This window comes from Streptomyces ochraceiscleroticus (assembly GCF_000720485.1).
Taxonomy (GTDB): domain Bacteria; phylum Actinomycetota; class Actinomycetes; order Streptomycetales; family Streptomycetaceae; genus Streptomyces; species Streptomyces ochraceiscleroticus.
This window is the reverse complement of the sequence record NZ_JOAX01000005.1, coordinates 370,408-389,179: the sequence shown is the minus strand read 5'-3', so window position 1 is coordinate 389,179 and position 18,772 is coordinate 370,408. Positions and strand designations below refer to the sequence as shown.

Here is an 18,772-nt window from a genome sequence, read left to right as displayed (position 1 = left end):
GGAGAACCGCCCATGCACTCCCGTGCAGCCAGACCGGTGCTCGCCGCGATCACCGCGGGGGCGACGGCCGCGCTCGGCCTCACCGGCTGCGCCGCCGCCCCCGACCCCGGCACGGTCACCGTCCTCAACTCGGCCACCGACACCGCCGAACACACCAAGAACCAGCGGTTCTTCGACCGCTGCGCCCGGCCGCTGGGCCTGCGCGTGGAGCAGATCAGTGTGCCCGCCGACCAGGTGTCCTCCAAGGCGTTGCGAATGGCCTCGTCCCACTCGCTCACCGACATCCTGGAGCTCGACGGGTCCGAGCTGCCGCAGTTCGCCCGGACCGGCGGGCTGCGGCGGTTGAGCGACCTCGGCGTCGACGCCTCCGGGTTCTCCCGCAGCGCCGTCTCCCTGGGGTCGTACCGGGGCGCCCGCTACGGCGTGGCCCGGGCCGCCAACTCCCTTGCCCTGTATTACGACCGCGACCTGCTGGCGAAGGCCGACGTGACCCCGCCGCGCACCTGGGACGAGCTGCGCGCCGCGGCGAAGAGGCTGACCGGCGGCGGTACGTACGGCCTGGCCTTCAGCGCCAGTCCGGACGCCGACGGGGTCTACCAGTTCCTGCCCTTCTTCTGGTCGGCGGGCGGTGACGAGTCCCGCCTCGACGACGGTGCGGGCGAGGCGGCACTGGAGCTGTGGAAGGAACTGGTCGCGGACCGTTCCGTCTCCAAGGCCGTCGTCAACTGGAACCAGCAGGACGTCAACGACCAGTTCGTCGCGGGGCGGGCCGCCATGATGGTCAACGGGCCGTGGCAGGTACCGGTGCTCGCCGCGCAGAAGAAGGTGGACTGGGCGGTCGCCAAGATCCCCGTCCCCGAGGCGGGCGGCAGGGCCGTCTCCCCCATCGGCGGCACCGTCATGACGGTACCGAAGAGCGACGACCCCGGCCGCGAGCGGAACGCCGCGAAGATCCTCGACTGCCTCAACACGCCGAAGAACCAATTGGATTGGGGGCAGGCGACCAACAATGTGCCGACGCGCACCGCCGCGGCCCGCTCGTACGCGGAGCGCAATCCCGAGCTCGCTCCGTTCGCCGAGCTGGTCTCCACGGCCCGCTCCCGCACCGCCCGGGTCGGCACCCGCTGGCCCGCCGTGGGCGACGCGCTCTCGGGCGCCTTCCAGTCCGTACTGACCGGCCGGAGCAGCCCCGGGCAGGCGCTGCAACGGGCCCAGCAGCAGGCCACGGCGGGGAAGTGAGGAACCGGTCATGAGCACACTCGCACGGCGTCCCCAGCTCCTCCGCTGGCTCTTCGTCGCCCCCGCCCTCCTCTACATGGCCGCGTTCTTCGGCTATCCGCTCCTCCGCAACGTGCTGATGAGCTTTCAGCACTACACGCCCACCACGTACTTCACCGGCGAGGCTCCCTTCAACGGGCTCGCCAACTGGCGGGCCGTGTTCGCCGATCCGCTCTTCACCGAAGCCCTGTGGCACACGGCGCTGTTCACGGCCGGCTCGCTGCTCGGACAGTTCACCATCGGGCTGGCCCTGGCCGTCTTCTTCTCCCGGCGTTTCCGCCTCTCCGGGGTCGTCCGGGCCGTCCTGCTGCTGCCCTGGCTGGTGCCCATGGTGGTGTCCGCCGTCGTCTGGCGGCGCATCCTCGACCAGGAGCACGGGGTACTGAACACGGCGCTGCAGGCCCTCGGGCTGAGCGACGGCGGGGTGCCCTGGCTGAGCAGCCCGAGCGTGGCGCTGCTCTCGGCCGTGCTGGTCAACATCTGGATCGGCATCCCGTTCAACATGGTCATCCTCTACGGCGGCCTGCAGGAGATACCCCGCGAGCTGCACGAGGCGGCGGCGCTGGACGGTGCGAGCCCCTGGCGGGCCTTCCGCAGCGTCACCCTGCCGATGCTGCGGCCGGTGATCACCGTGGTACTCGTCCTCGGCTTCATGTCCACGGTCAAGATTCTCGACCTGATCCTGGCCCTCACCGCGGGCGGCCCGGCCGACGCCACCCAGACCCTGGGCACCGTCACCTACCAACTGTCCTTCCTCCGCCTCGACTTCGGCCAGGGCGCCGTCGTCGGCAACGCCCTCGTCCTCATCAGCGCGGTCTTCGCCGTGCTGTATCTCCGCGCCAACCGCGCCGACTTCGGCCAGGGGAAGTGATCGTCGTGGACCCTTCGCGTCTCCGCAGACTACGCAGCGCCTGGAACACCGCGGCGGCACTGCTGATCCTCACCGTGCTGCTCTTCCCGGTCTACTGGATGCTGAACACCGCGCTCCAGCCCGCTTCGGGCATCGCGGTGTCCTGGTTCCCGACGGCTCCCAGCCTGGACAGCTTCCGGCTGGCGCTGGCGAGCCAGGGCCGTGCGATGCTCACCAGCCTCGCCGTCGCGCTCGGTGCCGTCGCCGTCTGCCTCGCGCTGGCCGCGCCCGCCGCGTACGGCCTGGCGCAGTCCGCGCTGCGTGGTGGCCGCAGCGTCGTCTTCACCACGCTCATCACCCAGATGGTGCCGGGCATCGTCATCGCCAACGCCCTGTACAGCGCGTATGCAGAGCTGGGCCTGGTCAACTCCTACCTCGGACTGATCCTGGCCGATGCCTCGCTCGGGCTGCCGTTCTCCATCGTGCTGCTGCGTGCCTTCATGGTGTCCATCCCCGGCGAGGTCGTCGAGGCGGCGCTGGTCGACGGCGCGAACCGGTTCACCGCCTTCGTCCGCATCGTGCTCCCGATGAGCCGCAACGCCCTCATCACGGCCGGGCTGTTCACCTTCCTCTTCGCCTGGTCGGACTTCATGTTCGCGCTGACCCTCAACACCACCGACGACGTCAAGCCCGTCACGCTCGGCATCTACCAGTTCGTCGGCGCCCACGTCAGCGACTGGGGCGCGGTCATGGCGACGGCCGTGCTGTCCGCCGTTCCCGCGGCGGTCCTGCTGGTCGTCGCCCAGAAGTACATCGCCGCCGGGATCGCCGGCGGTTCCGTCAAGTAGCCACCGTGCGCCCATAGTTCGAAAGGCAGGCTCCGATGAAGTTCACTGACGGCTACTGGCTGATGCGGGACGGCGTCGACGCGTCGTACGCCACCGAGATCGTCGACACCCGCGTCGAGGAGGACCGCTTCACCCTCTACGCCGCCGCGCGCCGGCTCCGGCACCGGGGCGACACCCTCAACAGCCCCCTGCTGACCGTCACCTGCTTCTCCCCCGCCGAGGGTGTGATCGGCGTCCGCGCCACCCACCACGCCGGGGCGGCCGACCACGGACCCCACTTCGCCCTGCGCACCGGCCCGGAGGGCGCGCCCTCCAAGGTCCACCGCGACGGCTCCCTCCTGGAACTGTCCAGCGGCGCGCTGTCGTTGCGGGTCGACACGGCCGCTCCGTACCGGCTGGACTTCACCGCCGACGGCCGTACGCTCACCTCCGCCGAGTCACGCGGCACCGGCTTCGCCACCACCCCCGACGGCGCCCACCACTCCCTCGCACAGCTCTCCCTCGGCGTCGGCGAGCTGGTGTACGGGCTCGGCGAACGCTTCACCCCCTTCACCCGCAACGGCCAGAGCGTCGACATCTGGCAGGCCGATGGCGGCACCGCCAGCGAGCAGGCTTACAAGAACGTCCCGTTCCACCTCACCAACCGCGGCTACGGCGTCTTCGTCAACCATCCGGGACAGGTCTCCTACGAGGTGGGCTCCGAGGCGGTCGGCCAGGTCCAGTTCAGCGTCGAGGACCAGACGCTGGAGTACTACCTCGTGTACGGCCCCTCGCCCAAGGAGATCCTGGACCGTTACACCGCGCTGACCGGCCGCCCGGCGCTGCCGCCCGCCTGGTCGTTCGGGCTGTGGCTGTCCACCTCCTTCACCACCTCCTACGACGAGGACACCGTTACCCGCTTCGTACGCGGCATGGCGGACCGCGAAATCCCCCTCGGCGTCTTTCACTTCGACTGCTTCTGGATGCGTGCTTACCAGTGGTGCGACTTCACCTGGGACCCGGAGGTCTTCCCCGACCCGGAAGGCATGCTGCGGCGCCTCAAGGAGGAGCACGGGCTGAAGATCTGCGTGTGGATCAACCCGTACATCGCCCAGAAGTCCCCTCTCTTCGACGAGGCCGCCCGGCTCGGATACCTGGTGCGCAGGCCGGACGGCAGCGTGTGGCAGTGGGACATGTGGCAGGCGGGCATGGGCCTGGTCGACTTCACGCACCCGGAGGCGCGGCAGTGGTACGCGGACAAGCTGCGCGGCCTGCTCGGGCAGGGCGTCGACTGCTTCAAGACCGACTTCGGCGAGCGCATCCCCACCGACGTCGTCTGGCACGACGGCTCGGACCCCGCGCGCATGCACAACTACTACACCGACCTCTACAACCGCACGGTCTTCGAGACGCTCACCGCCGAGCGCGGCGCGGACGAGGCGGTCCTCTTCGCCCGCTCGGCGACCGCCGGCGGCCAGCAGTTCCCCGTCCACTGGGGCGGCGACTGCGAGTCCACCTTCGGCGCGATGGCCGAGTCACTGCGCGGCGGCCTCTCGCTCGGACTGTCCGGCTTCGGCTTCTGGAGCCATGACATCGGCGGCTTCGAAGGCACGCCGAGCCCCGAAGTCTTCAAGCGCTGGGTGCAGTTCGGGCTGCTGTCCTCGCACAGCCGGCTGCACGGCAGTACCTCCTACCGCGTGCCGTGGGACTACGACGAGGAGGCCGTCGCCGTCACCCGCGACTTCACCCGGCTCAAGCACCGCCTGATGCCGTACCTCTTCCACGCCGCCCGGCAGGCCGCCGCGCACGGCACACCGGTCATGCGCGCGATGCTGCTGGAGTTCCCCGGCGACCCGGCCTGCCACGCCCTGGACCGTCAGTACATGCTCGGCGACGACCTGCTGGTGGCGCCCGTCTTCACCGCCGACGGCACCATCGAGTACTACGTACCGGACGGGGAATGGACCCACCTGCTCTCCGGCGAGCGGGTGCGCGGACCGGGCTGGCGGCGGGAGCGGTACGGCTTCGACAGCCTGCCGCTGCTGGCCCGGCCCGGCTCGGTGATCCCCTTCGGCAGCACGGCCGACCGCGCCGTGTACGACTGGCGGGACGACGTGACCCTGCGGGTGCACCGGCTCCGCGACGGCGACTCGGTGACCACCCGGGTCCCGGCGCCGGACGGCGCACCCGACGCGGTCTTCCGCACCCGCCGGGAGGGCCCGCGCGTCACCGTCGAGGCCACCGGGGCGCCCGGCCGCTGGCACGTGCTCCTCCCTGACACGGACACGCTGCTGACGGCCGCCCCCGGCACCCCGGAGCTGTCGGCTCTCCTCGACGGGCAAGAGGGCTGACCGGGGCGGCAACCTTCCCCCACTTCCCGGCGACCATCAGACGCCGTTCCCCCCACACTGAAGGGAATTCCCATGACACGACGCACCCGGCGGCCCGGCATACGGCTCCCGCTGACCGTCACGGCGGCCTTCGCCGCCCTGCTCGGCTTCGCCGCCGCACCGGCCCAGGCCGCCACGTGGTCCTCGTCCGAGCCCTTCGGCTCGTACACCACCCCCGACGGCTACACGCTCTACAACAACATCTGGGGCTCGGGCGCCGGCTCGCAGACGATCCGGGCCGAGTCCGCGTCGGACTGGGACGTGACGGCCGACCATCCCAACACCCCGGGCATCAAGTCCTATCCCAACGCGAAAAAGGTCATCGGCAAGCCCATCAGCGGCATCACCTCGCTGACCAGCACGTACGACGTGACCGTGCCGGCGTCCGGCGCGTACAACACCTCGTACGACATCTGGGACAGCGACTACGACCACGAGGTCATGCTCTGGGTCAACCAGACCGGCGCCGTCGGCCCGATCGGCACCGAACAGGCCACCGTCACCCTCGGCGGCAGCACCTGGAAGGTCTACAAGGGCGACAACGGGGCGAATGAGGTGTACTCGTTCCTGCGCACCTCCGACTCCTCCGCCGGCACCGTCGACATCCTGCCGGTCCTGAAGTGGGTCCAGGAAAAGGGCTGGTGGGGCGATGAAACCATCGGCGACGTCCAGTTCGGTTACGAGATCACCTCGGCACCGGGCGGACTGCGCTTCGCCACCAACCGCTTCAGCGTCTCCGGGAGCTAGCGGTTCGGCCTGACCCCGGCCTCACCGGCGAGGCGGTGCGGGGAGCGTGGCCAGGACCCGGAAACCGCCGTCGGCCAGCGGGCCCGTCTCGATGTCACCACCGGCCAGGCGTACCCGTTCGCCCAGGCCGATGAGCCCATGGCCGCCGCTGGGGAGCAGGGGGCCGCTGCCGTCGGGGGCCCCCTCCGCCGGGCCGTTGGTGACACTCACCCGCAGCGTCCGCGGCTCGTACCCGACACGGATGTCCGTCGTCGCACCGGGCGCGTGCTTGTGCACGTTGGTCAGTGCTTCCTGTACGACACGGTAGGCGGCCCGCTCGACCGGCTCGGCGAGCGGCCGGGGCTCGCCTTCGGTGTGCAGGGTGACGGGCAGCCCGGCGGCCCGGGAGCTGTCGGCGAGCGCGGCGATGCGCTCGCCGGCGGCGCCGTCGGCCGCGGTCACCTCGGCCTGCTCAGCGTGCTCCGCCTGCTCGGCCTGCTTCGTTGTGTTCCCGCCCTCCGGGCTACCCCTGAGCAGGCCCAGCATCTCGCGCAGCTCCGTGAGCGCCTGCCGCCCGGCCGTCTGGATGATCGCCGCGGCCTCGGCCGTCACCTTCGGGTCGTGCGCCACGGTGGCCAGCGCGTTCGCGTGCACCACGATCAGACTCACCTGGTGCGAGACGACATCGTGCATCTCCCCGGCGATCCGCTGCCGCTCCTCGGCGCGCGCCGCCTCGGCCAGGAGCCGCTGCTCCCGCTCCGCCCGCTCGGCCCGTTCCACCAGCCCCGCGAGCACGGCCCGCCGTTCGCCCATGTACAGGCCGAGGAGCAGCGGTACGAGCATGGCGAGGACGAAGTTCACCAGGAACCCGCCGAGCAGGCTCCGCGGATGCGACCAGATGTCGGCGTCGCCCCAGGGGATGACGTACAGCAGGCCCGCTCCCGCCGCCGCCCACACCGTCCTGCGGCTGTGCGGCCCCCGGTAGGCGCCCTCGGCGTAGTACGCGCACGGCAGGGCGAAGATCGAGATGTGCAGCGCCTCCACGACGAACGCCACCGCGAGCACCACCTCGGGCACCCGGCGCCGCAGCAGCAGCGGCACCGCGCTCGCACCGGCGAGCAGCAGATTCGCCCATGGCGCCGCCGGGCCGAGATACGGATTCTTGGTGCTGTTCCACACCGACAGCGCCAGCACGGCCACCGTCACCACCACGTCCGCGACAACCGGCGCCCGCAACGGCTGCCGCCCGGAACCCCCCGTCGCCGCCGCCGAGTGGCCCTCCGGCACCACCACCCAGGACCGAACGGACCGTCCGGACCGGATGGACCGAACAAGGTAACGGACGCGCTGGCTGCGACTGCTGATACTCACCCGGCGAGGATAGGCGCCACCCGGTCAACGACCGCCCTCGTCCACCGCCGCCGCCTCGATCACCTCGTCCAACACCTCACGCGAGCGGACCAGGTCGGCGATCATCCGGTCGATGCGCCCCCGCTCCGTCGTGAGGTCGGCGACCAGCCGCGGCGTGGCGATCTCGGACGGCCCCCCGTCGGTGTCCCTCATGCAGGGCAGCAACTGTCCGATCTTCGCGCTGCACAGCCCGGCGGCGAAGAGCTCCTGGATGCGGATGACACGGTCGACGGCGCTGCCGGGAAACTCGCGGTGCCCGCCGGCGGTACGTTCGGCCGTCAGCAGACCCTGCTTCTCGTAGTACCGCAGCGAGCGCTCGCTCACTCCCGTGCGCCGGGCCAGCTCACCGATCCGCATCGCACACCTCACACCCCGGACCACGAGGACTTGAACCTGACACTGATGTCAACTTCTACCTTACCGTCATGACGGACACAACAACGCGCACAACAGCCGCCTCCCGCCTCTTCACCCCCGCCCGGCTCGGCCCCCTCCACCTGCCGAATCGCCTGGTCATGGCGCCGCTGACCCGTAACCGCGCCACCGCAGACGGTGTCCCCACCCCGATGATGGCCACGTACTACGCGCAGCGCGCCTCCGCCGGGCTGATCATCGCCGAGGCGTCCACGCCGAATGCCGTCGGGCAGACGTACCCGAACATCACCGCGATCCACAACGCGGCCCACGTGGCCGGCTGGCGGCAGGTCACCGACGCCGTGCACGCCGCGGGCGGCCGGATGTTCCTGCAGCTCCAGCACGGTGGCCGGGTCGGCCATCCCGACAACAGCGGCCTTGTGCCCCTCGCGCCCTCTCCGATCCCCCTCCCCGAGACGATCCACACGCCCAGCGGCCGCCGGCCCGCGGTCGTTCCCCGCGAGATGACCAGCGACGACATCCGTACCACCGTCGCCGACTTCGCCGCCGCCGCACGCAACGCCCTCGCCGCGGGCTTCGCCGGGGTCGAGGTGCACAGCGCCAACGGCCATCTCCTCCACCAGTTCCTGGCCAAGAACACCAACCACCGCACCGACGCGTACGGCGGCACTGTGGCCGGCCGTATCCGCTTCGTGGCCGAGGTGGTACGGGCCGTCGCCGACGCGATCGGCCCCGACCGGGTGGGCCTGCGCATCTCTCCCGGCAACACGGTCAACGGCATCCAGGAGGACGACACCGACGACATCTACCCGGCACTCATCGCCGCACTGGCCGACAGCGGCCTGGCGTATCTGCACGTTGCCTTCGCCGACCCCGACCAGCCGGTCTACCAGGAGATCCGCAAGCACTGGCCGGGCACGCTGATCGCCAATCCGGTACTGCCCGACCCCCTCCCCGCCGACGGCGGCAGGCACGAGTCGGAACGCCTTCTCTCAGCAGGCGCCGACCTCATCGCGCTGGGCCGTCCCTTCCTGGCCAACCCCGACCTGGTCGCCCGCCTCCGCACCCACGCCCCGCTCAACCCCGTACGCAGCAAGTACCTGATGTACGTAGGCGGCGAAACGGGCTACACGGATTACCCGTCCCTGCCTGCCCGTTGACCGACCGCGGCCACAACAAAACGGGGGCCGGCACCATCGGGTGCCGGCCCCCGCCCACACGGTTCGCTCGGTTCGCTCAGCTCACCGACGGCATTCGCTCACGCGCGGTGGTACTGCTGGGCCACGTGCGGGGTGGCGCCCAGCTCGCGGGCCGCCTGCTGGGCGAAGTACGGGTTCCGCAGCAGCTCCCGGCCGATCAGGACGGCATCGGCCTCGCCGTCCACGATGACCTTCTCGGCCTGCTGCGCCTCGGTGATCAGACCGACGGCCCCCACCGGCAGCCCGGTCTCCTTCTTGACCTGCGTGGCGAAGGGCACCTGGTACCCCGGCACCGCCGTGATCTTCGCATCGGGCGCGTTGCCGCCCGTGGAGGTGTCCAGCAGGTCCACGCCGTGCGCCTTGAGCTCGGCCGCGAACCGCACGGTCTCCTCGGCGGTCCACCCCTCCCGCTCGTCCTCCGCGTTCTCCGACAGCCAGTCGGTCGCCGAGATGCGGAAGAAGAGCGGCAGCTCCTCCGGCCACACCGCACGCACCGCGTCCACGACCTCCAGCGCGAAGCGGATCCGGTTCTCGTACGAGCCGCCGTACTCGTCGGTGCGCCGGTTCGTGAACGGCGACAGGAACTCATTGATCAGGTAGCCGTGCGCGCCGTGAATCTCGGCGACCTGGAAGCCCGCGTCCACCGCGCGCCGCGCGGTCTCGGCGAACTGCTCCACGATCTCCTTGATCTGCGCCACGGACAGCTCCTCGGGAGCCGTCGACTTCTCGTCGAACGCCACCGGGCTCGGCCCGACCGGCTGCCAGCCGTGCCCCTCACCAGGAGCGATCGGCGCACCACGGTCCACCCACGTCCGCTCCGTCGACGCCTTGCGACCGGCGTGCGCTATCTGAATACCGACGGTGGCGCCCTGCGACTTGATGAAGTCGGTGATGCGGCGGAAGGCGGCGGTCTGGGTGTCGTTCCACAGCCCCAGGTCGTACGGGCTGATCCGGCCCTCGGGGCTGACGGCGGTGGCCTCGGTGATGATCAGGCCCGTGCCGCCCACGGCGCGCGCCGCCAGGTGCTGGAAGTGCCAGTCGTTGGGCACACCCTGCTCGGGGCCCTCCGGAGCCGCCGAGTACTGGCACATCGCGGCCATCCAAAGACGGTTCGGAATGGTCAGCTGCCGGAGGGTGATCGGCTCGAAGAGTGCGCTCACAACGGGCTCCCTGTGCGTGAACGAGGGCGGGACTCCGGACACAGCCCGAAGCCTTGTACGAAGAACATCGTAGTACGGAAACCATCGAACTAACAGACAGCCCGACGACTCGATGCCGTACTACGACGCCTCTCGTACAACAGGGGCAGGTCGGGGACCATTCCTCGCCCGGTACATCGAGATCCCCGTCACACGCGACTCCAGGTCGGCGGCTACAACCGGTCGTACCCGGAGACGACCGGTGGCGGCTACGCTGCTCCGGTTTCGGGCGGACCCATGGCGTAGCCGGAGTGGAGCAGTTCAACGAGCCCGTACACATGCACTTCTCGGTCTGGGGACCTGACGCCCGCATCCACGACGGGGCCCGCGCCGGGCTCCTGACTGGCAGCAGGACCGGTGGGGCCCGGGCGGGCCGCCCGGTCCGCCGCCGCGCCCGGTACTCGCGGCGCACGCCCTCTCGCGCCCTGTTCCCGCCGTCGCCTTCCGGCCGTAGCTCCGCGGCGCCGCGCGGTGTTCCGATCAGGGGCAGGGGTACCCGCCGACCGATTCGAACGCCAGCTTCGAACATCAGCAAATCCTGAGGGAGGAGCAATGGCTCGAACCGAAGGGCCCCACCGCCCGGCACCTGAGCAGGCGTCAGCCGCCGGCGGTACGGCCCGGCAGGATGTCCAGCATGGTGCGCGAGTAGCACAGGAGAAAGGGCAGGAGGTAGCGGGCACGGCCCGCGAAAGCGCGGCGGAGGTCGCCAAGGAGACCGCCGCGCAGGGCCGGTACCTGTACGAGAAGGCCAGGGACCAGGCGGCCGGTGAGACCGGAGCCCAGGTCAGGCGGATGGCGGCCGGACTGCGCCGCATCGCCGACGACCTGCGGCACATGAGCGATGAGGCCAAGCCCGACTCGCCCGCCGCGTCCCTGGTGCGGCAGGCGGCGGACCGCGGGCAGCTGCTCGCCGACCGCCTCGATCGCGGGGGCCCCGACGAGTTGCTGAACGAGGTGAAGGACTTCGCGCGGCGTCGCCCCGGCCTGTTCATGGCCGGCGCGGCACTGGCCGGCTTCGCGGTGTCGCGCGTCGGCCGGGGCATCGGCAGCGCCGCGAGCACGCCGTCCGGGGCCGCCGGTGAAGAGCGCCCGTCAGTGCCTGCGTCCAGTCCGTCGGTGGGGACGGTCCCGCCGACCGCGCACCAGGCGGAGGCGCCCCAGTCCGTTCAGGAGGAGCCATCGCAGCAGCCGCCGGACCGCCCGCTCACGACTCCGGGTCTGCCACCGCGGACGTCTGAGGACGTGCCGCCCGTCCAGCCGCCGCCCGGCCCGGCATCGCCGCGGGGCACCCGGCGGCCCGGTGGGGAGTGGTGACCGTGGCCGATCGACGCCGCGGACAGCCGGGGACGCCTCGGTCCGGTGACGCCGAGCAGCGCGACTCGCGGCTCGGTCCTGCGGCAGACCGCGCCGCCCGGCCGGTTCCCCGGCCCGGCACCCCGGCCGAGCCCAGGCCCGAGTCGGAGACCGGCGGCACCGGGCCGCCCACCACGGAGCGCGATGCGTCGTCCTCGGTGGGCGAACTGATCAGCGATGTCACCAGCGATCTGGCGCGGCTGGTCGGCAACGAGTTCGCGCTCGCCAAGGCGGAACTCAAAGAAGAGGGCAGGGAGGCGGGCCGGGCCGCGGGCATGTACGGCGGTGCGGGTTACGCCGCCGGCCTCGCACTGCTCCTGGCCAGCCTGGCGGCCGTCTACGGTCTCGCGCACGTCATCGGCCTTGCCTGGGCCGCCTTGGTGATGGCCGCCGTGTGGGCGGTGGCCGGCGCGGCCCTCTACGCGGTCGGCCGCAAGCGGATGCGTTCCGTCCAGCCGACGCCCGAACGGGCGAAGGATTCCCTCAGGGAGGACGTGAAATGGGCACGACACCCGACGAGCTGAAGCAGGAAGCTGACGCCACACGCACGCACCTCACGCACACCGTGGACCAGCTGGCCGATCGGGTGAGCCCGCCGCGGGTGGCCCGACGGAAGGCCGGGGCCGCGCGCGACCGGCTCAGCACGATCAAAGACAAGGTGATGGGCTCGTCCGGGCCCGGCGGCCCGAAGGCGGGCGAAAAGATGGGCGAGAAGGTGCGCGGCGCTACGGAACAGCTGACCGAGCAGGCCAAGGAGATGCCCGAGCGCCTCGGGGACCAAGCACAGCAGGCACCCGCGCGGATCCGTGAGCAGACCCAGGGCAGTCCGCTGGCCGCCGGACTGATCGCGTTCGGGACCGGCATGCTCGCCGGCGCACTGTTCCCGGCGACGCCGGTGGAGGAGCGCATGGGGCGGGAGGTCCGCGACCGCTCCGAGGACCTGGTGCAGCCGCTGAAGGAGACGGCCCAGGAGGCCGCCGGGAACGTACGCGAGGAGTTGCGCCAGCCTGCCCGTCAGGCCGCCTCGGCCGTGCAGGAAACCGCGCAGGAGGCCGGCCGGTCCACCAAGGAGCAGGCCAGGGAGTCGGGCCGGGAGGCCGGCGAGGAGATCCGCCGGACCGGCCGCCGCACCACTGGTGAAACCCGCCACGAGCCCGAAGGCCCGTAAGGACACTCCCCACCGAACGTACCGCTCGACAACGGAGGCCACGACCCTTGGGGGTCGGGGCCTCCGGCCCGAGCCATGGCTGACGGAGCACCACACCGGTCGGCCCCGGCTTTTCCGCTCGGCCGTCCTGGTACATCTCGGCGGCAGTCCCGGGAGCCCCGACGCGCAGCGCGGCGGCTCACAGCCAGGGCGCCGCGCCGTCCGGCGCCGAAGGCACATCACTGCCCGGCGTACGGAGATCACGGCCCCGTGTGCGGAGATCGCGGCGCTGCGAAAATCCGGCTCCAACAACTCCCAAAGGGGAGCGCCGTCACCCGCGGCAGCCGCGCGGCTGATCCCGGGCCGAGGAGGCCGGCGATGCTGACCGTTATCGGCATCGTCCGCCCACGCAGCGAGGTCGTGGTCGGTGTGCGCCCGTCCAAGCCGCTCCCCCACCCGCGTGCCTGCACGACCGGCACTTCAGCGGACAGCCCAGGCTGGGCGGCAACCGGCTGAGCGCGCGAACCTGCGCACTACTGAAGCAGCCCGGGCATGAATCCTGTACTGGCCGCACTGGTAACCGGAGCGGCCACAGACCAGCCGCCGCACGCTGCATCGGCGCCTGCGGCAGGCAGCGGTCCGGGCCCGAGCTGATCGCTGCGACCGTCCGGCACGGGAGGAGCGGTCGCCGCGTTCGTCAAGCGACTGCGCCTGCTACCGCACATCCACTCCAACTGGACGCTTCCCAGCCGCTGGCGCACCACCCCGTCCCGGGCGCGAGCCAGCAGCTCACCGTGCTGGGAGTGTTGGAGGTTCATGACCCGCATGAGCACCTGGCACCGGACGAGCCGCGAAAGCGGAGAGCTCAAGCAAGGTCCTGTACGAGGAAACCGGGAAGGCTGCACAGCACCGCCGAGCGGCGCTATGAGAGGGTGAATGCTTCTACGCGGCTGTCGATCGAGGCGTCAGCGCAGTGGCCGGAGGTGGTCGTGAGCAGGGTGCAGGAGACACCGGTGGACGAGGAAACGGTGGTCTTCCTCAAAGCACTGGCGAGCGAGACCCGTCGGCGGATGCTGACGCACTTCTCGGGCGCCGGCGAACTCAGTGCCGGGGAGATAGCGGAGCGGAACGGCCTGAGTCCCTCCACCGCCTCAGAGCATCTGCGTCTTCTCCATCGGGGCGGTCTGGTCGACGCCCGCAAGGAAGGGAAGCAGATCTACTACCGGGTCGCCGGCGCCACGCTCGACCAGCGCCTCGCCGCGCTGCAGGAGTACCTCGCTCACTGCCGCCTGCCGGCCGCCCTGCCGGTCGGTGCCGACGGCGGCGCCGGCGCCGAGGCTCACGAGGAGACCGACTCGCGCGAGCGCAGCCATCCGCGTATGGCTGTCTGGGGCCGCCTCAAGGCATCCGCTTCGGCGATGCAGGCTCAACTCGTGTCGCGCAAGCACGAATTGCGGAGCGGTGCTTTCCGCGACGCGAGCATGGCCATGTGCGCGCTGGTCGCTGCCGCCGACGGCATCATCGATCCTGCTGAGCAGGTCCGGGTCGCTCAACTCATCGCCACGAACGAGGTGTTGCAGAACTTCGCCGCGGACGACCTGCAGCGCCGCTTCGAGGCCAACCTCGACCGTCTGGCCCTCAATTTCGACCACGGGAAGACCACGGTCCTGCACGAGGTCGGCAAGGCGAAGAAGAAACCCACCGAAGCCCGCGCCGTCATCCAGATCGGCATCATCATCGGCGGCGCCGACGGCGCCTTCATCGCAAGCGAACAGGCCGTGGTCCGCGAAGCGTGCCATGCACTCGGATTGCCCCCGCAGGAATTCGGCCTCTGAGCAGGAATTCGGCCGCCAAGAGAGAAAGGCAGCGCTAAGAAAGAAAGGCAAGGAGGTGTACTCACTCCTTGCCACTCTTAACTTATAGCGCACTGGGGGGCTTGCGGCAAGGCCCCGGTGGTACCGCAGAATCACTGGTCATGCACCCCCTGACCACCAGTGCGTTCGACCTTCCCGACCACCTCTCCCCCAAGGCCGACCCGGCGCTGATCCACGGCGACGAGCAGCACTTCGCGGCCATTGCGGAGTGTCTTGAGCAGACGATCGCCGAACTGTCCGACCGCCTCGACGCCGAACGCAAGGCCCCCGGTGGTATCGGCCGGGCGGCGATGGACCGGGATGCGGAGATCCACCGGCTGACCGGTCGCCTGCGCGCGCTGCGTCGCTTCGGACTGGACCTGTGCCTGGGACACATCGTCCGTGCGGACAGCCCCGAGCCCGTGTACATCGGGCGGCTCGGCCTCACCGACAGCACGGGGCGCCGGCTGCTTCTCGACTGGCGCTCCCCCGCGGCCGAGCCGTTCTTCGCGGCGACCCACGCCCACCCGATGGGGCTGACCAGCCGCCGCAGGTACCGCTGGACCCGCGGCCGGATCAGCGACTACTGGGACGAGGTGTTCACCGCCGACGGGCTCGAGGGGCACGCCGCGCTCGACGACCAGTCCGCGTTCATCGCCAGCCTGGGCAGCAACCGCTCGGACCGGATGCGCGACGTGCTCGGCACCATCCAGGCCGACCAGGACGCCGTCATCCGGGCGGGATCCCGCGGCGCTCTCGTCGTCGACGGCGGTCCGGGTACGGGCAAGACCGTCGTCGCCCTGCACCGCGCCGCCCACCTCCTCTACTCCGACCCCCGCCTCGGGCACCGTCGGGGCGGCGTACTGTTCGTCGGTCCGAGCCGGCCCTACCTGGCGTACGTCGCCGATGTGCTGCCCAGCCTCGGTGAGGAGGGCGTGCAGACCTGTACCCTGCGCGACCTCGTCACCGAGGGGGCCGGAGCGGCGGTCGAGAGCGACCCGAGCGTGGCCCTGCTGAAGTCGTCCGCCGACCTGGTGAAGGCCATCGAGCCGGCCGTCGGCATCTACGAGGAGCCGCCCACCGAGGGGATGACGGTCTCGACCCACTGGTCCGACATCTGGCTGAGCGCCGACGACTGGGCGGCGGCGTTCGACGCGGTGGAGCCAGGCACGCCGCACAACGAGGCCCGTGACCAGATCCGCGAGGAGCTGCTCACGATCCTGATGGACAAGCACGACAGTGACGACAGTGTCGACAACAACGATGACAGCGGCGACAGCGAAGGCGGCGGCGTACCGCCCGAGCTGCTTCGGAGGTCGCTGCTGCAGAACCGGGAGCTGATCAGCACCCTCAACCGTGCGTGGCCGATGCTCGAAGCGAGTGACCTCGTCGGAGATCTGTGGTCGGTGCCCGCATACCTGCGCAAGTGCGCTCCCTGGCTCAGCCGCGATGAGGTGCGCACGCTGCAGCGCGCGGACGCCCAGGCGTGGACGGTGTCCGACCTGCCGCTCCTGGACGCGGCACGGCAGCGGCTCGGCGACCCGGAGGCGTCCGTACGCAAGCGTCGGCAGGAAGCCGCCGTCGCCGCCGAACGTGCGCGCAGGGCCGACGTCATGGACAGCCTGCTGCAGAACGTTGTGATCGACGAGAGCGAAGGCGCGGTGGGGATGCTGCGCGGGCAGGACCTGCAGGACACCCTGATCGACGAGAGCGCGCTGCCCGCCGCCGAACCGGACCTCCTCGCCGGCCCGTTCGCGCACATCATCGTGGACGAGGCGCAGGAACTGACCGATGCCGAGTGGCAGATGCTGCTGCGGCGCTGCCCGTCCCGGAGCTTCACCATTGTCGGGGACCGCGCCCAGGCCAGGCACGGCTTCACGGAGTCGTGGCAGGAGCGGCTCGAGCGGGTCGGGCTCGACCGGATCACCGTGGCCTCCCTGAGCATCAACTACCGCACGCCGGAAGAGGTCATGGCGGAGGCCGAGCCAGCCATCCGCGCTGTGCTCCCGGACGCCAATGTGCCGACTTCCATCCGCAGTAGTGGCATCCCCGTCGTCCATGGGGCTGTTGCGGATCTGGACTCGATCGTCGATACGTGGCTCGACGCGCATGCCGAGGGAATCGCCTGCGTCATCGGCACTGGTGACATCCACGAGGGCGCATTCCGTACGACGTCCCGTGTCCGGTCGCTGACTCCGGAGCTGTCGAAGGGGCTCGAGTTCGACCTGGTCGTTCTCGTCGACCCGGAAACGTTCGGCGTGGGCATCGAAGGAGCCGTCGACCGCTATGTCGCGATGACCCGCGCGACCCAGCAACTCGTCATCCTCACGAGTGCTTGACGCCGACCACGCCCGCGGAACGCCCGCAGAAAGTCCGCGGGCGTGATCCAGATCACTGGAACCCCACGCGGCCGACGTACAGGTAACAGGTGTGAAGCACTCAGAACACGCGGGCGACCTGCGTCGACGGATCCGGGCCGGCGACCGTCAGGCGTTCGCCGACCTGTACGAGGAGCACGCGCGGGCGGTCTACAACCATGCCCTCCGGCTGACCGGTGACTGGTCGAACGCCGAGGAGATCATGTCCGAGACCTTCCTCGCCGCATGGTCCACCCGCGAACGGCTGACCCCGGACGGCGGGTCGCTCAGACCCTGGCGCTGCTGGGCATCGCCACGCGACTCGGCGACGAAGAGCTTGCACATGAATGCCTCGGTGCGTACGTCCTCGCCGCGGTCGAGCGCGGCGAGGGCCGCGTAGGTCGTGGAGCGGGCGGCGTAGGACTCGGTGGCCATGTCGGCGACCTTGTACTGGATGGCCTGGAGCGTCAGGAGCGGCCGGCCACCGGCAACGTATGCTGCTCGACCTCGGCCTGCACGGCCGCTACTGGGCCAGCGGCCTCAACTACGACGAGACGATGGACGAGACGACGAAGGGGCAGTGACGGTGAAGATCCGTGAGTTCGCGGTCGAGCAGTGGATGAACGAGTACGAGGAGACCTGCCGGTACAACCTGGCCGAGACCTGCGTCCGCTCGCTCACCACCGGTGAACTGCTGGACCTGTCCGGCCGGCGCGAGGAGGTACTGGCCGAGCTGGCAGCCACCCCGCTCACCTACGGACCGATCCCCGGCAGCCCCCGCCTGCGCGCCCTGGTCGCGGGCCTGTACACAACTCAAGGCCCGGACAACGTCCTGATCACCCACGGCGCGATCGGCGCCAACGCGCTCGTGCACACCACCCTCGTCGAGCCGGGCGACCACGTCGTGGCCGTGGTCCCCACCTACCAGCAGCACTACTCCATCCCGGACAGCTACGGCGCCCGCGTCGACCACCTGACGTTGCGTGAGGAGAACGGCTGGCTGCCCGACCTGGACGAACTCGACCACCTGGTCACCCCGGACACCAAGCTCATCGCGGTGAACAATCCCAACAACCCCACCGGCGCACTCATCGATTCCGCCGGACTGACCCGCATCGCCAAGATCGCCGAGCGGGTCGGGGCGTGGGTGCTGTGCGACGAGGTCTACCGGGGCGTGGACCAGCACGGTGACGGCTTCACCGCCTCGATCGCCGACCTGTACGAGCGCGGCATCTCCACCGGCAGCATGTCCAAGCCGTACTCCCTGGCCGGGTTGCGCCTGGGGTGGATCGCCGGCCCGACCGGCCTGCTGCGGGCCGTCGCCGCCCACCGCGACTACACCACCATCAGCGTCGGCCGCATCGACGACCTCCTGGCCTGCGTGGCACTGGAGAACAAGGACGCCATCCTGGCCCGCTCCCACCGGATCACGCGCACCAACCTGACCATCCTGGACGAGTGGATCACCACCCGGGACGACATCAGCTACGTCAAACCGGCCTCGGGAACCACCGCTCTCCTCCGCTACAACATCCCCCTTGGCTCGTACGAGTTCTGCACCCGCCTGCTGAAGGAGACCGGCGTCATGTTCACCCCCGGCGCCGCCTTCGACATCGAGCACACCGTCCGCATCGGCTTCGCCGACGACACCGAGACCCTGCGCACCGGTCTGCAACTGCTCGGCCAGTTCCTCGACGGGCTCCGCGCGTGAGTGTGAAACGGCGCATCGGAATCGCGGTATCGCCGGCGGCTCTTACGCTGCTCACCGCGTGCGGAGGCGCCGCGGGAAACACCCATCCCTGCACCCT

General features: G+C 70.6%; 15 protein-coding genes and 3 pseudogenes. 14 read left to right on the top strand and 4 right to left on the bottom strand.

Annotated features, from left to right (window positions below; all coding sequences use genetic code 11):
- Nucleotides 1-12: 12 nt before the first annotated feature.
- The 5 genes from IG84_RS0109525 (at nucleotide 13) to IG84_RS0109505 (ending at nucleotide 6,092) form a co-directional block, all read left to right on the top strand.
- Nucleotides 13-1,239: an ABC transporter substrate-binding protein gene (locus IG84_RS0109525; protein ID WP_031053813.1), complete on the top strand. Its 1,227-nt coding sequence runs from the start codon at nucleotides 13-15 to the stop codon at nucleotides 1,237-1,239.
- 10 nt (nucleotides 1,240-1,249) lie between these two features.
- Nucleotides 1,250-2,149 carry a carbohydrate ABC transporter permease gene (locus IG84_RS0109520; protein ID WP_037799653.1) on the top strand — a complete coding sequence of 300 codons (900 nt, stop codon included), beginning with the start codon at nucleotides 1,250-1,252 and terminating at the stop codon, nucleotides 2,147-2,149.
- Between the two features lie 98 nt (nucleotides 2,150-2,247).
- Complete coding sequence (locus IG84_RS0109515; RefSeq protein WP_078648725.1) at nucleotides 2,248-2,976, top strand: carbohydrate ABC transporter permease; 729 nt, start codon at nucleotides 2,248-2,250, stop codon at nucleotides 2,974-2,976.
- Between the two features lie 35 nt (nucleotides 2,977-3,011).
- The gene (yicI, locus tag IG84_RS0109510) at nucleotides 3,012-5,306 is read left to right on the top strand and encodes an alpha-xylosidase (RefSeq protein WP_031053806.1); all 2,295 of its coding nucleotides are present in this window, start codon (nucleotides 3,012-3,014) and stop codon (nucleotides 5,304-5,306) included.
- 72 nt (nucleotides 5,307-5,378) lie between these two features.
- Complete coding sequence (locus IG84_RS0109505; RefSeq protein WP_031053805.1) at nucleotides 5,379-6,092, top strand: GH12 family glycosyl hydrolase domain-containing protein; 714 nt, start codon at nucleotides 5,379-5,381, stop codon at nucleotides 6,090-6,092.
- A gap of 21 nt (nucleotides 6,093-6,113) precedes the next feature.
- Here the strand turns inward: IG84_RS0109505 and IG84_RS0109500 are convergent, their stop codons facing one another.
- Both IG84_RS0109500 and IG84_RS0109495 read right to left on the bottom strand, forming a co-directional pair.
- A complete protein-coding gene (locus IG84_RS0109500; protein ID WP_031053804.1) occupies nucleotides 6,114-7,442 on the bottom strand; it encodes a sensor histidine kinase in 1,329 nt (442 codons plus the stop codon).
- A gap of 24 nt (nucleotides 7,443-7,466) precedes the next feature.
- Nucleotides 7,467-7,838: a MerR family transcriptional regulator gene (locus tag IG84_RS0109495; protein ID WP_031053802.1), complete on the bottom strand. Its 372-nt coding sequence runs from the start codon at nucleotides 7,836-7,838 to the stop codon at nucleotides 7,467-7,469.
- Between the two features lie 68 nt (nucleotides 7,839-7,906).
- Here IG84_RS0109495 and IG84_RS0109490 point away from each other — a divergent pair, with 68 nt between their 5' ends.
- Nucleotides 7,907-9,016, top strand: coding sequence for an alkene reductase (locus tag IG84_RS0109490; RefSeq protein ID WP_031053801.1), 1,110 nt, complete (start codon nucleotides 7,907-7,909; stop codon nucleotides 9,014-9,016).
- Nucleotides 9,017-9,114: 98 nt separating this feature from the next.
- On the opposite strand, the gene IG84_RS0109485 is transcribed toward IG84_RS0109490, so the two are convergent.
- The gene (locus IG84_RS0109485) at nucleotides 9,115-10,215 is read right to left on the bottom strand and encodes an NADH:flavin oxidoreductase/NADH oxidase (RefSeq protein WP_031053800.1); all 1,101 of its coding nucleotides are present in this window, start codon (nucleotides 10,213-10,215) and stop codon (nucleotides 9,115-9,117) included.
- 591 nt (nucleotides 10,216-10,806) lie between these two features.
- Between IG84_RS0109485 and IG84_RS38780 the strand changes: the two genes are divergently transcribed.
- The 7 genes and pseudogenes from IG84_RS38780 to IG84_RS39695 all read left to right on the top strand — a co-directional run.
- Complete coding sequence (locus tag IG84_RS38780) at nucleotides 10,807-11,568, top strand: hypothetical protein (RefSeq protein ID WP_157848850.1); 762 nt, start codon at nucleotides 10,807-10,809, stop codon at nucleotides 11,566-11,568.
- Nucleotides 11,569-11,570: 2 nt separating this feature from the next.
- Nucleotides 11,571-12,131: a phage holin family protein gene (locus IG84_RS0109475; RefSeq protein ID WP_078648710.1), complete on the top strand. Its 561-nt coding sequence runs from the start codon at nucleotides 11,571-11,573 to the stop codon at nucleotides 12,129-12,131.
- Nucleotides 12,107-12,775 carry a DUF3618 domain-containing protein gene (locus IG84_RS0109470; RefSeq protein WP_031053797.1) on the top strand — a complete coding sequence of 223 codons (669 nt, stop codon included), beginning with the start codon at nucleotides 12,107-12,109 and terminating at the stop codon, nucleotides 12,773-12,775. The genes IG84_RS0109475 and IG84_RS0109470 overlap by 25 nt, the downstream gene beginning before the upstream one ends.
- 773 nt (nucleotides 12,776-13,548) lie before the next feature.
- Nucleotides 13,549-13,992: pseudogene (locus tag IG84_RS42770) on the top strand (ArsR/SmtB family transcription factor); the annotation flags it as partial.
- A 141-nt stretch (nucleotides 13,993-14,133) separates the two neighbouring features.
- On the top strand, nucleotides 14,134-14,589 hold the full coding sequence (locus tag IG84_RS41530; RefSeq protein WP_031053796.1) for a tellurite resistance TerB family protein: 456 nt from the start codon (nucleotides 14,134-14,136) through the stop codon (nucleotides 14,587-14,589).
- A 140-nt stretch (nucleotides 14,590-14,729) separates the two neighbouring features.
- Complete coding sequence (gene helR / locus IG84_RS0109460; protein WP_031053795.1) at nucleotides 14,730-16,946, top strand: RNA polymerase recycling motor ATPase HelR; 2,217 nt, start codon at nucleotides 14,730-14,732, stop codon at nucleotides 16,944-16,946.
- A 118-nt stretch (nucleotides 16,947-17,064) separates the two neighbouring features.
- Nucleotides 17,065-17,282 (top strand): annotated as a pseudogene (locus tag IG84_RS39695) (RNA polymerase sigma factor); the annotation flags it as partial.
- Between the two features lie 60 nt (nucleotides 17,283-17,342).
- Here IG84_RS39695 and IG84_RS42110 read toward each other — a convergent pair.
- Nucleotides 17,343-17,399, bottom strand: a pseudogene (locus tag IG84_RS42110) (hypothetical protein); the annotation flags it as partial.
- 151 nt (nucleotides 17,400-17,550) lie between these two features.
- On the opposite strand from IG84_RS42110, the gene IG84_RS0109440 reads away from it, so the two are divergent.
- Nucleotides 17,551-18,675 carry an aminotransferase gene (locus IG84_RS0109440; protein WP_031053791.1) on the top strand — a complete coding sequence of 375 codons (1,125 nt, stop codon included), beginning with the start codon at nucleotides 17,551-17,553 and terminating at the stop codon, nucleotides 18,673-18,675.
- Nucleotides 18,676-18,772 lie beyond the last annotated feature (97 nt).

What these genes read in the sequence shown, in the direction of transcription:
- IG84_RS0109525 (WP_031053813.1), top strand. Translation starts at nt 13, where the DNA reads ATGCACTCCCGTGCAGCCAGACCGGTGCTCGCCGCGATCACCGCGGGG.
- IG84_RS0109520 (WP_037799653.1), top strand. Translation starts at nt 1,250, where the DNA reads ATGAGCACACTCGCACGGCGTCCCCAGCTCCTCCGCTGGCTCTTCGTC.
- IG84_RS0109515 (WP_078648725.1), top strand. Translation starts at nt 2,248, where the DNA reads ATGCTGAACACCGCGCTCCAGCCCGCTTCGGGCATCGCGGTGTCCTGG.
- yicI (WP_031053806.1), top strand. Translation starts at nt 3,012, where the DNA reads ATGAAGTTCACTGACGGCTACTGGCTGATGCGGGACGGCGTCGACGCG.
- IG84_RS0109505 (WP_031053805.1), top strand. Translation starts at nt 5,379, where the DNA reads ATGACACGACGCACCCGGCGGCCCGGCATACGGCTCCCGCTGACCGTC.
- IG84_RS0109495 (WP_031053802.1), bottom strand. Translation starts at nt 7,838, where the DNA reads ATGCGGATCGGTGAGCTGGCCCGGCGCACGGGAGTGAGCGAGCGCTCG.
- IG84_RS0109490 (WP_031053801.1), top strand. Translation starts at nt 7,907, where the DNA reads ATGACGGACACAACAACGCGCACAACAGCCGCCTCCCGCCTCTTCACC.
- IG84_RS38780 (WP_157848850.1), top strand. Translation starts at nt 10,807, where the DNA reads ATGGCTCGAACCGAAGGGCCCCACCGCCCGGCACCTGAGCAGGCGTCA.
- IG84_RS0109470 (WP_031053797.1), top strand. Translation starts at nt 12,107, where the DNA reads ATGGGCACGACACCCGACGAGCTGAAGCAGGAAGCTGACGCCACACGC.
- IG84_RS41530 (WP_031053796.1), top strand. Translation starts at nt 14,134, where the DNA reads ATGGCTGTCTGGGGCCGCCTCAAGGCATCCGCTTCGGCGATGCAGGCT.
- helR (WP_031053795.1), top strand. Translation starts at nt 14,730, where the DNA reads ATGCACCCCCTGACCACCAGTGCGTTCGACCTTCCCGACCACCTCTCC.